Raw genomic sequence first — 14,897 nt, 5'->3', positions numbered from 1 at the left:
ATATATCGTTAAGTATCGCAGAACAAACTGCGAGCCTGAGGGCAACCCACAAAACACTGAAAGGACGATGCCGTTTTGAAAGGCATTCACGACAATAGGCACACAGATTGCGGTCCGGATATGGAACGTTTCGGACGCGGCCGCAGCCGTCGCGGTCCCCACGGACACGGCGGATTCGGGCCGGGCCGCGGATTTGGGCCGGGCCGCGGTTTCGGACCAGGATTTGGTCCCGGCTTTGGTCCCGGGGGCCCGCGTCGGGCCAACAAGGGCGACGTTCGTTTCGCGATCCTCTCCCTGCTGGCCGAAGCGCCATCAAATGGATACGGGCTCATCAAGACAATCGCCGAGAAGACGTCGGGATCGTGGCGCCCAAGCCCGGGTTCCGTCTATCCGACCCTGCAGCAGCTCGTTGACGAGGAACTCATTGCGCCTGTCGGCGAAGGCCGGCGCACCGAGTTCACACTCACCGATGCCGGGAAGGCATATGTAGCGGAGCATGCTGAGGAGCTGGAAAATGCGTGGAACATCGATCCGGAGGGATCAGGACCCGCGTTCCACCAGAGCGTGGCAAAGCTCATGGGAGTCATCCATCAATTCCGCTTCGCAGCAACGGACGAACAGCGTACGGCGGCTATGGAAAAGATCGACGAAGCCCGGCGAGCGCTGTACCACATCCTCGCTGACTAGTACCGCCCCTTCCGAAGCCGCGACGTGGAAGTAATCCCGCTCGCGGCTTCGGAATGTACACTCCCCCGGCTCGGTTTCCGGGTCTATGCTGGGTTTCCCGGTTGCGCCGGCTCGTCCAAGCGCTCCGAACTGCTACTGAGAGCGATTGTCCATGAGCGGCTGCGATGCAGTCCTGGCAGGCCTTGGCACAGAACTCGCCTGGATCCAGGACACATATATGGACCTGCATAGACACCCCGAGCTGAGCCTCGAGGAGCATAGGACTTCGAAGCTCGTCGAGGGGAAGCTCGCCGCGTTCGGCTATGCAGTAACCCGCGTCGGAGGCACCGGCGTCGTCGGGATCCTCACAAACGGGGACGGACCAACCGTGCTTGCCCGCGCGGACATGGACGCGCTACCTGTCGCCGAGGCGACCGGGCTACCTTATGCGTCGACCGTGGACGGGGTCATGCACGCGTGCGGGCACGACCTGCACGTCGCTGCGCTGCTCGGCGCTGCCAAGCTCTTGGCCGACGGGCGGACAGCCTGGTCCGGGACGTACGTCGCGCTGTTCCAGCCGGGCGAAGAGATCGGGGCAGGATCCCAAGCAATGCTCGACGACGGACTCGTCGCCAAAGTGCCGCGGCCCGACGTCGCCTTCGCCCAACATGTGATGCCGATCCCGGCAGGGATGGTCGCCACAACGGCCGGCCCCGTCCTCTCCGCCGCGGACTCGCTCAAGATCACGGTGTACGGCAAGGGCGCACACGGCTCAATGCCGCACATGTCCGTTGACCCGGTGGTGCTGGCCTCCTCGATCGTGCTCAGGCTGCAGTCCATCGTCTCGCGGGAGACCAAGCCGGGCGACTTCGCGGTTGTCACGGTAGGGGCGCTCAACGCCGGAGCAACGTCGAACATCATCCCGGACCGCGCCACCCTCCTCCTGAACATCCGCACTTACGACCCCCAGGTTCGTGCGTCCGTGCTCGCGGCGATTGAGCGGATAGTCAGGGGCGAGTGCTCTGCCGCCGGATCACCGCAAGACCCGGATTTCGAGTACTACGACCAGTTCCCGCTCACGAGCAACGACGCGGCTGTGACAGAGAAGGTACGTGCCGCATTCGCCGCCCATTTCAGGGAGGACTCAGTGCGTACCGCATATAGGCAGACAGCTTCCGAAGACTTCAGCCGCATTCCGGACGCTTTCGATGCGCCATACACATTCTGGCTCCTGGGCGGCGTGGATCCCGAAACCTACCGGGCCGCCGTCGAACGCGGAACAGTGGCCCGGGACATTCCGGCCAACCACTCCCCGCTCTTCGCGCCCGTGATCGACCCGACGCTGTCCATGGGCGTCCAAACCCATGTGGTCGCAGCAATGTCCTACCTAGCTCAGGAGTACCACTGCCACTCAGGCGGGGCCCAGCCCGAGGGAACCTGATGGTTATCCTTTGTACCGCATCGTGCACAGCTGTAGCTTGCCGACGGCGGACGCAATCCGCTGCCATCGGCCGCATAGACCGCCGGAACATATTCATGGAATGTCAGCGGAAACCCTGGGCCGCACCGCCCACAAGCCGGTACCCTTGGCAGCGCTGCGGGAACACAGGGACGATGAGTAGCTATTCGTTGTCCAGCACGAGCAAGCGTCATGTTTCTCCCTCACGTCTTCATCATTCGGGAATCGGCGTCGGCCAGATCCCGCGTTCAAAGTTCATGCCCGGACGCCCACATCGTGCGTATAAACCCAGTGGGACAGCCAGCGGGTAGTGGGTCAAACCCTATGCCAGGATTCCCTGAAGGGCCATGGCCCAGCCAGAAAAGATGGTTCGCAATCAGTTAAGCCGACAACTGGAGTAACTGTTGCCTGCGTCACATCCTCCGTTTAGTGTTTGTTCCGGACCGCAGCGTCGCGGTTCCTGATCGGAAGAGGACTCATGACCGAAAAAATCCGGCTTCTCGTAAAAATGGACATCGATGGTGCCCAGGTCCGCATCACAGCCCACGGGCGGCTAACCTCCCGGAGCCTTCACGCCCTCTATGTAGTCGCGAGGCGGGCCAACGCCCTCATGCATGGTCTGGCCCTTGAAATCGACGTCAGCGGGGCCAACGTCGACTCGGCGGCAATGGAAGCGCTCCGCCGCTGCTCGCAATCCCGCCGCCTTCCGGCCCTGATCGATCCCCAACAGTCAGATGTCAACATCTCCATCCGGTCATCGGCTGACGCCGTGATGGCCGCTTGACCGCTCGCCTGCTGCGGCTCGCGCTCGGGAATGACTGCCAGGTGAGTGCTCCCTAAGATTTGAATGTTTGTAGCGACCACGCGTTCTTCTACCATGCAGGAAGACTTACCGGAGATTTTTTGGGCTTTTCCCATTTGTAGTCGATCCAGATCTCATAGCCATCCCACCTTTGCACCATGGTGCGTGGATTCACGCCATCCACGGCAAGCCAGAGAATCGAGTTGTCGTTGGTGACGGCATCAACGATGCCGTGCCGGACGACCTCGTTATGCAGGCGCACCTCGACGACTTCACCAACTAACGGCAACCAGTCAGACTGGATATGAAAACTCATTTTTCTCCGCTCGGGTCTACTTCCTGTGAGGACAGTCCTGATTGGTCACTCTCCACAGGCGTCTGACTGTGTCGAGAATTCTCTGCGACCGGACGGGCCCGCGGCGAGAGTGACTGCCGGGACCCGTCTCCATGGCCACTTATTGGGTGAGCAATTAGATAGTTTGGCCGCCGTCGATATACCAGGACTGGCCAGTCACGAAGCTGGTTTCGTCGGACGCCAGGAAAGCCACGGTATTGGCGATGTCCTGCGGTTGGGCAAGCCTGCCCAACGGAATCCCGGTGCGGAAGGCGTTGAGATCCCCCTCGATCTGGCGTTCGGGTCCTACTCCCAGCCGCGCCCACTGTTCGCGCTGCATTTCGGTTTCGCAGGATCCGGGGTTTACCGTGTTGACCCTGACGCCGTGTCCCGCTACTTCCAACGCTAGACACTGCGCCATCATCTGTGTGGCCGCTTTGGACGCGCAGTATGCGGCAAGATCCAATCTAGGTTTGCTTGCGCAGTTGGACGTGATGATCACGATCGAGCCACGGTTTTCGTGGGCGATCATTTTTCGGGCGGCAGCGACGCTACAGAGATAGGCAGCTCGTGTGTTCACGGCGAACTGCTTGTCCCAGAGGCCGATATCTCCGGACAGCAGTTCACCAGGGTTGCAGACTCCAGCGTTATTAACGAAGATGTCCAGTCCTCCGAGCTGGTGTGAAGCATCGTCCATGGCCTGTTGCACAGAGGCGGGATCCGTGAGGTCAGCGGCGACACTGTATCCGCCCAGTTCGGCGGCAGTGTCAGCCGCCGTCGCAGCGTCGATGTCGATGATTGCGACTTTCGCACCCTGGGCAACGAGGTGGGCGGCGATTGCCTTGCCAATGCCACGACCGGCACCGGTAATAATGGCGGTCTTTCCTTTAAGCGAGGTATTCATTTTTGCACTCCGATGTTTCGTTCGAACTGTAGAGAATCAATGTTTGCGGCTGGTAGCGGCCTTAGTGCTGCGTCGAACGCGCTGCTAATCGCCTCGCGCGCCTTACCTGCTTGGGCGGCGTCACCGATGATTACGAGTCTGTCGCTCGGGAGATCCCCCAGGCCGAGCGCACGGACGAGGGAATTTCCCCTCCCGACGCGTAGCCTGTAGTAAAAGAAATCGCGAACTTTCTGGTTGCTGAAAACCTTCTTGACGGCTCCTGACTTCATGAACGCCGTGTTCAGGATTTTCTCCACCAAAGGACCAAGTCCGGCCCGGTATCGAGCTCCGGCAGCGATGACGACGAGATCGGCTTCGTGCAGAAGTTCGGGTCTGGATTGCGCAGCTTTACCAAGATGGAACCTGACGCCGGCCCGTCTGCATTCATTTTCCAGGTTGGAGATGTAAGCCGCGAAGCTCGGCTCCGTGGCCTCAACGTCATTGAAGGTGGGGGCCTTCCCCGTCAGTAGGAAATTGCCGCCCACTTGGCCTCGTTTGTCGATAACGCTGACCGTGTTACCGGGGGCGGTTAGCGATGCGTATGACAGACCGGCCGGTCCGGCACCGATAATGACGATTTTCCGTCCGGTCGCCGTTCGACGACCGGCTGCGAACTCCAGTTCCCGGCCAGTGGTTGGGTTGACGACGCAGGACAGGTTGTTACCGCCTCGCATGTTGTTCACACAGTGATTGCATGACAGACAGCTGCGAACAGGTTCCCCGTTTCTGGCTTTGTTGACCCATTCCGCGTCTGCCAGGAGCGGACGGCCAACGGCCGTCATGTCCAGCTTTCCCTCGGTTATGGCCCTGCCGGCTATCTCTGGGTCGCCCAGTCTTCCGACGCCGATGACGGGGACCTTGACCCGCGCCTTGACGGCTGCGGCCATGTCCAGGAAGATTCCTTCCTTGTAGGCCATGGGCGGGATCATCACCTCGGCGCCGGGTTGGGACTTGTAGTGTCCTGCCGTGACGCTGATCGCGTCGGCTCCTGCTTCGACAGCCCATTCGGCTACAGCATAGGCGTCCTCGGCGTGTAAGCCTTCGGCGTAGAAGTCTTCGGCGCCAAGTCGATAAATTACCGGCAACCCTGGAACTGCGGCTTTTATGCCTTCGATGATTCGAAGGCATAAACGAGCCCGGTTTCGCAGCGATCCGCCGAATTCATCCGTACGGACATTCTCCGATGGAGAGAGGAACTGCGCGATCAGGTAGCCGTGTGCTCCGTGAAGCTCCACCATATCGAAGCCGGCCCGTTTGGCGCGTGCGGCGGCGGAGACGAACGCTCCGATTGTTTCCTCGATTCGTTCTTTGGTCATCGCTTCGGGATGGGCTATTTCCTTTTCGATTTCAAAGACGGGTGTTGGTATGGCGGAGGGTGCGATGGGCTGCACCTGCGAGACCGCACGGCGAGCCCTGCTGCCACCGTGACCTAGCTGGATCGACGCACGGGCACCTTCATCGTGGATTGTCTTGACTATCGTTTCCAATCCCGGCAGAAACTTGTCATCATAGATGCCCAGCTCATGGAACCGGTGACGTCCGGCAACCTCAGGTGCTGCCATTTCGACGGTGATCAGCCCTACGCCTCCGCGGGCGCGCGCTTGATAATAGGCAACGGTGGCAGAGGTAGCAAAACCCGCATTCGTGGAGTATCTGGTCGTCATGGGAGGCATGACCACCCTGTTCCTGATCTCGACGCCTCCGATAAAGATCGGAGTAAACAATGCCGAAGTCTGCACGTCAGGCATGGACAAGTCCCGACTCCGCTATAGCCGCGCGCAAGGCCGTCCGTTCTTCGTCGCTGAGCGGCTGCAACGGAGAGCGCACATAAGCCTCATCGATGCCGCCCGTCAATGCCAGGATGTTCTTCATTCGGTTGTGTCCGTCCAGAAGAGGTTCCTTGTAGCATTCTTCGGCGAGCGGCCAGATCTGGTCCCATACCGTACGGGCTTCGGCGAGGTCCAGCTTGTTGACAGCCTCCCAAAGCCGGACGTGAAGGCTGGCCACAATGCTGCCATGACCCGAGAGAATGCCATCGGCCCCCACACATAGGGAACTGAACAGGGAACGGCTGAAACTAGACAAGACCGCAACGTCCCTGTCGAGTGATTTCAGCGCCCTCCACGTCCGCTCGTAAATGACAATGTCATTGGACCATTCCTTGACGGCGGCGATCGTGTCGATTTCCGCACACAGCTGCGTGATGCCGTCCACGGTGAACCGCAACGCCGAAAAGTTGGGATAGATGAAGGCAATCAACGGTAGATCCGTTGATGAGGCGATTTCGCCAAAGTGCCCGCGCGCCATTTCCGGACGCTGATAGCCGCCGCCATCCAATACCGCGGACGGGAAGACCAGCAGGCCATCAGCGCCGGCCTGCTGTGCCCGAGCCGCAGCTGCCGCGGCTTTGGTTGATCCGTCTTCATAGATACCGGCGATAACAGGCACACGCCCGTTAGTTTCTTCGAGCACAATATCCAGCTGACGGGCGCGTTCATCCTGAGTCAGCGTTGCCGTCTCCGAGGCATGGGCGTTGGTTGTGATCCCAGAGATCCCGGGAACATCCAAGAGCGCACGTAGATGCTTCCTTAGGTTTACCTCGTCCAAGCGGCCATCGGCTGTGAACGGCTGCAAATGGGCAGGTATAACGCCTGAAATCGAAAGGGGTGAAGGTGTCATGGAAGTACTCCTCTGCATTGGATGAGTTCTGAGGTGACTCACGTTACGGTTGGATCAATTTGCTGTGAAATGCCGATTTCACATCCCTTATGCGTGGTACGTATAAGGGATGGATCTCGAAAATCGGCTTCTCAACATTGAGTTCCGTCATCTCCGGGCTCTGGTCGCCATCGCAGAAGACCTGAACTTCACCCGTGCGGCAGAACGGCTTCGAACCACCCAGCCGTCCCTGAGCCGGACCATTGCTAGCCTCGAGCAGATTCTGGGAACCGTTCTAGTGCGCCGTGACCGCCGTTCCGTTACCCTGACCCCGGCAGGGACACGTCTCCTCGCCTACGCTCAGCTCTGCTTGAGGGCCCTACAAGAAGGCGCGGACGCGGCTACCGGCACCTCTTTGGTTTTGCGCATTTGTTTCGCCGGTCCTCTTGCGGAGATAACAGGACCGGCGGTCAGGACCTTTGAAAACATGCATCCGGGCATTCAGGTGGACATTCGCCGTTACGACGACCCGATGGCGAGGCTCTCTGAGGGACGATGCCATCTGGCTTTTCTTCTCGGCGCCCCGAACAACCCGGCGCTTGAAACGCTGGTGCTGACTGAGGAACCCAGGATGGTGGCACTTCCGGCTGGTCATCGACTCACTGGACGAAGCGCCATCGGCCTCAAGGAGCTGTCACGCGAGACGTTGGTGATGAACGTCCTCGCGGGTACCACCAGTGTCACTCTGTGGGATGAGGCAGACATGCCCACCAAGATCGTGCGCGTCCGCAATATTGACGAGTGGATGGAAGCGATTGCGCTGGGTCGGGGTATCGGTATCACTCCAGCGTCGACCGCACGCTTTTATACTCATCCGCAAATTGATTTCCGCACCTTATCGGATGCCCCGCGAGTGCCCGTTGTTCTGGCTTGGCGAAAAGGAGACCCGCATCCAAACATCCCCGATTTCACCGAAGCTGTGAGGTTGTCTCTGATGTAATCCGGTGCGCGGCTCTTTGCGCTCTCCGGGAGTTACTGGAGCCCGAGTGCTTTCATCCGCGAATACAGGGTGGAGCGGCTGATGCCAAGCAGCCCTGCAGCTTGAACCTTATTGCCCCTCACTTGCACCAGAACCTTGCGAATAGTGTCGAACTCAGCCTGCTCCAGGAGCCCCAGATTCCGGCGGCGGCCAGGCGTTCGATACCGCTCCGGAATGTCGCTAAGAGTCACATCGCCGGCTGACCGCGCGGCAAGAACTTCGTCTAACACACCCTGTAACTCTTTGTAGTTGCCGGGCCAGTCGTGGGCTGACAGGGCCGCCAGAGCCGGGGGTGTGAACCTAATGTTCTTGGCGCCGCGATCTGACAGCATCGCCCCTATTATCGAAGCCAGCTCGAGTCGGCGTTGCCGCAGCGTTGGCAGATCGATAACCGAACGACAGTGCGTCACGACCGCAGCAAGTGAATCTACTCCAGTATCGCTCGTCAGCACTAGTCGTGTGCTCGTTTGCTCCATAGCGTCTGACAGCACCCGGAGCAACCGCGCATCAAGAAGGTGGACCGACTCGACGACGAGGCTGGCCGGCGATTGCTCTGCCAAGCTCTGAAGACTCGCTGCCCACTTCTTTGCGCCGTTGACGACAGCTTCGCTGGCGTCAATCACTTGGACGAAATCGTCACCTGTCACGCTGTGAGCTGCGGTGGTGCGGCCCGATCCTGGCTCACCGGAGACGAGCACATGGCCGGAGGCAGCGCGTGCGCGGATGAGCGTCTCGGTAAGTTGGTCACCGACGGTTCGGTATCGAACTGAAGCGCGGGGCACAGCCAGGGTATCTTCTTCGTCTCGCAGAACGCGGAACACCGCACCCTGATCCGAGACCCTCTCTACGAGGACCGTTCGCTGTCCAATGCTCAAGTCCATCCGCACTCGGTCACCGAAGACCACGCCGTGTTGCGCAGCGAACTCTTTTAGCACGGCGAGGTCATTGCTTTGTAACTCCGTGGCCGCCGCACCGTTGGTGAAAGTCTCGCTTGGCTCGACCGCCACCACCGGCATTCGGCGATGGCTTTCACATGCAGCTCGAAAGGCGAGCAGGAGCGCAACTTGCGCGTCCGAGTACGTAGTTAAGAGCCTCTGTTGGATCTCCCGGACCGCAGCGGTGAGTACGGGCTTCATCAGGGCCGGGCTTTCACGTCCCGGACCCATTATGTTGATCACGCCTTCCAAACGCCTTGTGCCAAGCTGAAAGATCGGGAGACCGAAGCAAATCTGGTCGCGCAGGCATTCCAGAAAGTGCTGTTCCCCCAGCACGAAAACACCGCGCCTGGTCTCGATTGGTGTCGAGATCGCGTTGGTGCCGCTTGTCTGTTCTGTGATTTGGGCGCCAACCAACACCCCCAGACGATCCGACGCGGCGGCCAAATGTGGTGTGCCGAAGGTGCGATGCAGGATGTAGCCCTCGTTGTCGGCAAGCAGAAGCCCGAAATTGGAGTCGTGTAGCTGGTTCTCTAGACCTTCGAGGACCGGCGTGGCTGCCCGCATGAGTCGGGAGCCGAGATTCATGTCGACGAGTTGATCAATGACGATCTGGCTGCCCGGGTTCAGTCCGGCTAGGGTCGATCGATACCACGACTGCCGGATGTCCGGATCCATGGGCGAGTCACCTTCGGGCATCGGATTTCCGACAAATTCACGGATGGGCATATGGCTTTCTTTCCGAGCAGGGGTATATCAATGCTCGCACGGGCCGTCAATCCTCCGCCAGAGTCGGTTCGCCGGGCGAAGACCTTGGCAGGTGGATCGACCGGACGGCACCGGGCGGCTCAGCCCAGATCTCCGCATTGGAACGCTGCAAGAACGTCAGGTGTCCGATTCCTGAACAGTTACTCACATGGGTGTTGGAGGACGATATCGCTATCGCCGATCAGCGTGATCGGCTACAAGCAATCAGTACTCAATGGAGAGGGAGCCCAGATGACGCTCCAGATGGATCCCGTACGGACCAAGACCGAGCTATCCGACAGGTCATTCAAGCAACTCATCGACGGGCGGCTGCTCGAGGGCGCATCCAGCCAGCCTGTCATCGACCCTGCGACTGGCGAAGCGTTCGCCGTAGCTCCGGTCGCGAACGAGAGCCAGGCAAACGAAGCATGCCTCGCAGCCGCCCGAGCGTTCGCGGGCTGGCAAAAGACCACGCATGGTGACCGGACTAATATCCTGGAACAGATCGCGGTGCGGATCGAAGAGCGCCGCCTGGAGATCGCGCAGATCATTACCCTCGAGAACGGCAAGCCGATTGCTGAAGCTGAGGGTGACGTCGACGCGGCGGTGACATGGCTGCGGTACTTCAACAGCCTTCGTCTGGACCCGGAGGTCCTCCGCGAGGATGACGAGTCGCGCATCGAGGTCCACCGCACGCCCCTAGGTGTTGTTCTTGCGATCATTCCGTGGAACTTTCCGTTCTTCCAGACCATCTACAAGCTCGCTCCGGCGCTGCTTGCGGGCAACACAATCGTCATCAAGCCGGCGCCGACCACCCCGCTCAACGCGATGGTTGTGGCCGAAATCGTCCACGATCTGGTGCCAGCAGGCGTGGTCAACGTGGTGGGCGACGGCGGCGAAATCGGGCCATTCCTTAGCGCGCACCCGTCGATCGCAAAGGTCTCCTTCACTGGCTCAACCGCCGTGGGTCGGAAAGTCATGGCGAGTGGTGACACCGTCAAGCGAGTAGTCCTCGAACTTGGCGGCAACGACGCGGCTGTGGTGCTCGACGATGCAGACATCCCCGCCGTCGCCCAGCGGATCTTTGAGAAGGCGTTCTGGAACACGGGTCAGGTGTGCATCAACATCAAGCGAATCTACGTGCACTCTTCGCAGTACGACGAGTTCTGCACTGAGCTCGCCCGGCTCGCTGAGAAGGCGAAGATCGGCCCCGGGCTCAACCGGGATAACGAATTCGGGCCGCTGCAGAATGCGCGCCAATTCCAGACCGCCAAGAACGCACTCGGCATCGCTGCCCGCGACGGAAAAATCATCGCGGGCGGAAACGTGATCGACAGGCCTGGTTACTTCGTCGAACTCACCGTGGTGCGCGACATTGAGGAGACCAGTCCGCTTGTCGCCGAAGAGACCTTCGCCCCGATACGCAGCGTCCTGAAGTACGACGACATCGATGAGGTCATCGAACGGGCCAACCGAACCGACTACGGCCTCGGAAACTCTGTTTGGGGCAGCGACGTGGAACGTGCCACAACCGTTGCGCGGCAACTTGAGAGCGGGACAGTTTGGGTGAACACGCACTCGGCAGTCGCGCCCGATGTGCCGTTCGGCGGCCGCAAACAGTCCGGCTTGGGTGTCGAATTCGGGATCGATGGACTTCTGGAGTACACGGACAGCTCCGTCATTCACATCGCCAAGAAGGCGTACTCAGATCACTGAACCATTCAGGAACCACACTGCTTTTTCGCGGCCGGTCTGGCCACACAAAGCAGAGCGAATCAGAATGATTAGGAAGGCAAGAAACGCAAATGATTGAACTATCGGTTTCAACAGAACACCTCAGTCCTCCCGAGGACTACCCCTTGGAGAATGTTCTCTACGGAACACCGGCCGCCAAGGTTCAATGGCTCCGGACGTCCACAGACGGCGAAGGTCAACTCTACGTCGGCCTCTTCACCTGCGAGCCCTGCGGGGTGGAAGACGAGCTCCTCGGTGACGAATCTGTCTACATGTTAGAGGGTCGCATGACCGTCGAGGTGATAGGTGGCGAGTCGGTCTCCCTGAAAGCAGGCGACGTCGCATCGTTTCCGAAGGGAACAAAGACCGTTGCTCACGTTCATGAGCCCATCAAAAAGTTCTTTGTAATCAGCGGATAAAGGTAGCAGAAGAAAATGAGCAATAAATCATACGACGTCATTGTCATCGGCGGCGGATTTGCCGGCGTCACTGCTGCACGCGAACTCGGCCGCCAAGGCTACAAGGTCGCGCTGCTAGAAGGTCGCGACCGCCTCGGTGGACGCACTTGGTACAAGGATGATGCACTTCCGGGTTATTCGCTGGAGCTGGGTGGCACCTGGGTGCACTGGTTCCAACCCCACGTGTACTCGGAAATCACCCGCTACGGCCTCCAGTTGGTCGAGACCGTTGGCGTCTCTGGGCCGGAACTGGCAGCCACGGTGACCGGTGGTAAGCAGAGCATCCGAAAGTACGACGAGGTGGCCGACTCAATCAACGCCGTGATGGAAAAAGTGGTCGCAGGTGCCCGCGAGGTCTTCGATAGGCCGTTCGAGCCTTTCCTGCATCCGGAAGCCCTCGCAGAGGTCGACAAGCTGTCGATCCAGGATCGCATCGACTCGCTGGACATCTCCCAGGAGGAAAAAGACCTTGCTAACGGGCTTTGGGGTGCCATGGGTTCCGCTCCATGCAATGAGGTCGGCGTCGTTGCAGCCATGCGCTGGTACGCACTGAGCGATTTCAATATCGGGTCCATGTTTGACGCCGTGGGACGGTACAAGTTTAAGGACGGTACCCGATCTTTGATTGAGGCAATCGCTGACGACTCCCTCGCAGAAATTCGCTTAAGCACCCCGGTTGCTTCAGTCGAACAGAACGATGAAGGCGTCCGCGTCGTCACGCGTGACGGCGAGGTTCTCCAAGCGTCGGGAGTCGTTATGGCTGTTCCGATCAACACACTCGGGTCCATCAAGTTCACTCCGGAACTCTCGCCCGGCAAGCGAACGGTCAGTGCTGAGCGGCAAGCCGGCCGCGGCTCGAAAGTCTGGGTGCGGGTCCGCGGTAACCTGCCCAAGCCTTTCTTCGCGGTCGCCCCCGACAACCATCTGATCAACTATGTCGTAACGGACAAAATCTTCGACGACGGCCAAATACTGATTGCGTTCGGTCCCGATGGGGCAAACACAGACGCCTCCAATGCCGGGATGGTGCGTGAGGAACTTGGCAAGATCTTCGGAGACCTCGAGATCGTGGAAACCACCGGGCACAACTGGGCAAATGACGAGTTTTCCCAGGGCACCTGGTCCATGTTCCGACCTGGCCAGACGGTCGCGTACCTTTCCGAACTCCAACAGGCCGAAGGTCGCGTGTTCTTCGCCGGATCGGATATCGCTAACGGGTGGAACGGCTTCATAGACGGTGCCATCGAGTCCGGCATCCGCGCCGGCCGTGAGGTCCACACACAGTTGCTCAGCACCTCCTCTCACAGCGCTCCTGCCTCAGATACAGCGCACTCACACAGAAAGACTTCAATATGACCGAGACCGAGGTCGTTACCGAGGTTGTTACCGAGCGTCGCCGGCTCGCTAAGACCCTGACCTGGCGTGACGGAATGGCGCTTGCACTGACCTTGCCCACGGGCCTATTCGTAACCTTCGGATACCTTCTTGGAGTCGTTGGCGCTTGGACCGCGATCACCGTGTGGTGCGTGGGAGCCGTCATCGCCCTGCTCCAGTGCTTCGTATTCTCCGAGATGGCGGCGATGTTCCCTCGGGACTCGGGTGGCGTAGCCCGCTATGCGATCGAGGGCTGGAAGCGGTACTTCGCTCCGCTAGGAGCCATGGCGGCGTTCGGGTACTGGATTGGCTGGTCCCTGTCGATCTCGATGGCCTCAGTTGTCTTAGGGCAACTCATCAAGGCCACGTGGTTCCCGAGCAATAACCTGAGCTTCAGCATCCTCGGAAACCAACTCGGCCTCGAGCACATCATTGCTCTCGGCGCCATGTTGTTCGCCTGGGCCTTCAACTACTTCGGCCTCAAGTTCGGCGCAACCGTGAACAAGTTTCTGGGCGCCTTCGTCATCGTCGGCCTCGCCGTGGTGACGGTCGCGTGCCTAGTTAGCCCATCGCTGCACTGGTCGGCCAGCAACATGACCTGGTATGTCAACGGAGACTGGCGCACGGTCGCAGTCGTCTTGTACGTGACCGCTTGGGCGGTTTACGCCAGTGAGATTGTCGCGTCCTTCGCGCCAGAGTATAAGAACACGTCGAGCGACACCTCCAAGGCCATGACTCGCATCTCGATGTTCATGATCGTGTTGTTCTGCGTGGTCCCGACCGTGCTCGCCGGCACCATCGGTGAGGGAGCGGTGCGCGACAACCCGGTGACTTATGTGTCGGTGGCGTTCGGCGAAGCCTTCGGCGGCGCCAGCTGGATCGGTACCATCGTGATCGGATCCGCCCTGCTGATCGCGATCATCTCCACGACGGCCGACGGCGGCAGGGCACTCTACGGCCTAGCTGAAGAAGGTATGACCATCAAGCAGCTCCACTGGGTGAACCGCTGGGGAGTGCCCGGACGGTCCCTCACTTTGGACGTGCTCCTGAACGCCACGGTCATGGTACTTGTCGGGGCACCCGTGAGCATCTTGCTGGCCAGCAACCTTGGCTACCTGCTGTCGATCATCCTTGGTCTGTCCGCTTTCCTCCTGCTGCGCAAGGACCGCCCGAACTGGCCGCGTCCGATCCGCCGCGGTCGTGGCTGGATCGCGGTGGTCGTCATCTTGGTTGCATTCAACATCGTCATCACCGTCGTCGGCGTCGCCAATCCTGAGCTCCTCGGCTACGGCGACTTCCGCGACACCCTCGTCGCTGTCGCTATCCTGCTCCTGTCCGTCGTGCTCTACATCTACCGACGCGTGGTCCAGGACAAGAAGCCGATGGCCTGGCGCCTTCCTTCGCCCGCGTTGCCAGAAGGCGAAGACGCTATCGCCCTCGAAGAGGAAATGCGCCAGGTCCAGGCGGAGCGTGAGCGTCGGCGGCAAGCACGATCAGCTCAGTTGTAGACATCATGTGAGCCGAATCGAAAACCCTGTGAAGGGCGGTCTGGCCGGCATCGGATGCGAGCCCGCATATGCCTGGGCGTAGTCGCTTCTTGTGCCGCTGCCGGGCCGCTCTTCATGTCCACCCTTCAGATTTAAAGATGAAGATGGGCTGCGCTCATAACGAGAAGAAGGCTGGACATGGCATTGCAAAAGCATCGTAGACGACGTCATGCAAGACTCTTCCGCCGTTTCAATCCCATC

13 protein-coding genes are annotated in these 14,897 nt (G+C 59.9%); 8 read left to right on the top strand and 5 right to left on the bottom strand.

Features of this window, described 5'->3' with window-relative positions; all coding sequences use genetic code 11:
- Positions 1-75 precede the first annotated feature (75 nt).
- The 3 genes from ACFVTG_RS12235 (at position 76) to ACFVTG_RS12225 (ending at position 2,909) form a co-directional block, all read left to right on the top strand.
- Positions 76-687 carry a PadR family transcriptional regulator gene (locus ACFVTG_RS12235; RefSeq protein ID WP_390280728.1) on the top strand — a complete coding sequence of 204 codons (612 nt, stop codon included), beginning with the start codon at positions 76-78 and terminating at the stop codon, positions 685-687.
- A 151-nt stretch (positions 688-838) separates the two neighbouring features.
- Positions 839-2,107, top strand: coding sequence for an amidohydrolase (locus ACFVTG_RS12230; protein WP_390280726.1), 1,269 nt, complete (start codon positions 839-841; stop codon positions 2,105-2,107).
- Between the two features lie 496 nt (positions 2,108-2,603).
- On the top strand, positions 2,604-2,909 hold the full coding sequence (locus tag ACFVTG_RS12225) for a hypothetical protein (RefSeq protein WP_284755909.1): 306 nt from the start codon (positions 2,604-2,606) through the stop codon (positions 2,907-2,909).
- 88 nt (positions 2,910-2,997) lie between these two features.
- Here ACFVTG_RS12225 and ACFVTG_RS12220 read toward each other — a convergent pair whose 3' ends face one another.
- From ACFVTG_RS12220 to ACFVTG_RS12205, 4 genes are all read right to left on the bottom strand, one after another.
- Positions 2,998-3,243 (bottom strand): hypothetical protein, encoded by a 246-nt coding sequence (locus tag ACFVTG_RS12220; RefSeq protein ID WP_390280724.1) that lies wholly within the window; start codon positions 3,241-3,243, stop codon positions 2,998-3,000.
- Between the two features lie 154 nt (positions 3,244-3,397).
- Positions 3,398-4,165: an SDR family NAD(P)-dependent oxidoreductase gene (locus ACFVTG_RS12215; RefSeq protein WP_390280722.1), complete on the bottom strand. Its 768-nt coding sequence runs from the start codon at positions 4,163-4,165 to the stop codon at positions 3,398-3,400.
- Positions 4,162-5,952: an NAD(P)-binding protein gene (locus tag ACFVTG_RS12210; RefSeq protein ID WP_390280720.1), complete on the bottom strand. Its 1,791-nt coding sequence runs from the start codon at positions 5,950-5,952 to the stop codon at positions 4,162-4,164. Before ACFVTG_RS12210 ends, ACFVTG_RS12215 begins: the two co-directional genes overlap by 4 nt.
- Complete coding sequence (locus tag ACFVTG_RS12205; protein ID WP_284755902.1) at positions 5,945-6,883, bottom strand: dihydrodipicolinate synthase family protein; 939 nt, start codon at positions 6,881-6,883, stop codon at positions 5,945-5,947. The genes ACFVTG_RS12210 and ACFVTG_RS12205 overlap by 8 nt, the downstream gene beginning before the upstream one ends.
- 109 nt (positions 6,884-6,992) lie before the next feature.
- Between ACFVTG_RS12205 and ACFVTG_RS12200 the strand changes: the two genes are divergently transcribed.
- Positions 6,993-7,862: a LysR family transcriptional regulator gene (locus ACFVTG_RS12200; protein WP_390280718.1), complete on the top strand. Its 870-nt coding sequence runs from the start codon at positions 6,993-6,995 to the stop codon at positions 7,860-7,862.
- A gap of 32 nt (positions 7,863-7,894) precedes the next feature.
- Here ACFVTG_RS12200 and ACFVTG_RS12195 read toward each other — a convergent pair whose 3' ends face one another.
- Positions 7,895-9,514, bottom strand: coding sequence for a sigma-54-dependent Fis family transcriptional regulator (locus ACFVTG_RS12195; RefSeq protein WP_390280716.1), 1,620 nt, complete (start codon positions 9,512-9,514; stop codon positions 7,895-7,897).
- Positions 9,515-9,835: 321 nt separating this feature from the next.
- Between ACFVTG_RS12195 and ACFVTG_RS12190 the strand changes: the two genes are divergently transcribed.
- The 4 genes from ACFVTG_RS12190 to ACFVTG_RS12175 all read left to right on the top strand — a co-directional run bounded on the left by ACFVTG_RS12190 (position 9,836) and on the right by ACFVTG_RS12175 (position 14,657).
- Complete coding sequence (locus tag ACFVTG_RS12190) at positions 9,836-11,299, top strand: aldehyde dehydrogenase family protein (protein ID WP_390280714.1); 1,464 nt, start codon at positions 9,836-9,838, stop codon at positions 11,297-11,299.
- Between the two features lie 89 nt (positions 11,300-11,388).
- Entirely contained in the window at positions 11,389-11,736 is a 348-nt protein-coding gene (locus ACFVTG_RS12185) for a cupin domain-containing protein (RefSeq protein WP_284755896.1), read from the top strand.
- Between the two features lie 15 nt (positions 11,737-11,751).
- Positions 11,752-13,131: a flavin monoamine oxidase family protein gene (locus ACFVTG_RS12180; RefSeq protein ID WP_390280712.1), complete on the top strand. Its 1,380-nt coding sequence runs from the start codon at positions 11,752-11,754 to the stop codon at positions 13,129-13,131.
- Positions 13,128-14,657, top strand: coding sequence for an APC family permease (locus tag ACFVTG_RS12175; RefSeq protein WP_390280710.1), 1,530 nt, complete (start codon positions 13,128-13,130; stop codon positions 14,655-14,657). Before ACFVTG_RS12180 ends, ACFVTG_RS12175 begins: the two co-directional genes overlap by 4 nt.
- Positions 14,658-14,897 lie beyond the last annotated feature (240 nt).

This window comes from Arthrobacter sp. NPDC058127 (genome assembly GCF_042884555.1).
Classification (GTDB): Bacteria; Actinomycetota; Actinomycetes; order Actinomycetales; family Micrococcaceae; genus Arthrobacter.
This window is presented reverse-complemented; position numbering and strand designations above follow the sequence as displayed.

Excerpts from the sequence above, each read along its gene's own strand:
- ACFVTG_RS12230 (WP_390280726.1), top strand. The coding sequence starts at position 839 with ATGAGCGGCTGCGATGCAGTCCTGGCAGGCCTTGGCACAGAACTCGCC.
- ACFVTG_RS12225 (WP_284755909.1), top strand. The coding sequence starts at position 2,604 with ATGACCGAAAAAATCCGGCTTCTCGTAAAAATGGACATCGATGGTGCC.
- ACFVTG_RS12220 (WP_390280724.1), bottom strand. The coding sequence starts at position 3,243 with ATGAGTTTTCATATCCAGTCTGACTGGTTGCCGTTAGTTGGTGAAGTC.
- ACFVTG_RS12215 (WP_390280722.1), bottom strand. The coding sequence starts at position 4,165 with ATGAATACCTCGCTTAAAGGAAAGACCGCCATTATTACCGGTGCCGGT.
- ACFVTG_RS12210 (WP_390280720.1), bottom strand. The coding sequence starts at position 5,952 with ATGCCTGACGTGCAGACTTCGGCATTGTTTACTCCGATCTTTATCGGA.
- ACFVTG_RS12205 (WP_284755902.1), bottom strand. The coding sequence starts at position 6,883 with ATGACACCTTCACCCCTTTCGATTTCAGGCGTTATACCTGCCCATTTG.
- ACFVTG_RS12200 (WP_390280718.1), top strand. The coding sequence starts at position 6,993 with ATGGATCTCGAAAATCGGCTTCTCAACATTGAGTTCCGTCATCTCCGG.
- ACFVTG_RS12195 (WP_390280716.1), bottom strand. The coding sequence starts at position 9,514 with ATGGATCCGGACATCCGGCAGTCGTGGTATCGATCGACCCTAGCCGGA.
- ACFVTG_RS12190 (WP_390280714.1), top strand. The coding sequence starts at position 9,836 with ATGACGCTCCAGATGGATCCCGTACGGACCAAGACCGAGCTATCCGAC.
- ACFVTG_RS12185 (WP_284755896.1), top strand. The coding sequence starts at position 11,389 with ATGATTGAACTATCGGTTTCAACAGAACACCTCAGTCCTCCCGAGGAC.
- ACFVTG_RS12180 (WP_390280712.1), top strand. The coding sequence starts at position 11,752 with ATGAGCAATAAATCATACGACGTCATTGTCATCGGCGGCGGATTTGCC.
- ACFVTG_RS12175 (WP_390280710.1), top strand. The coding sequence starts at position 13,128 with ATGACCGAGACCGAGGTCGTTACCGAGGTTGTTACCGAGCGTCGCCGG.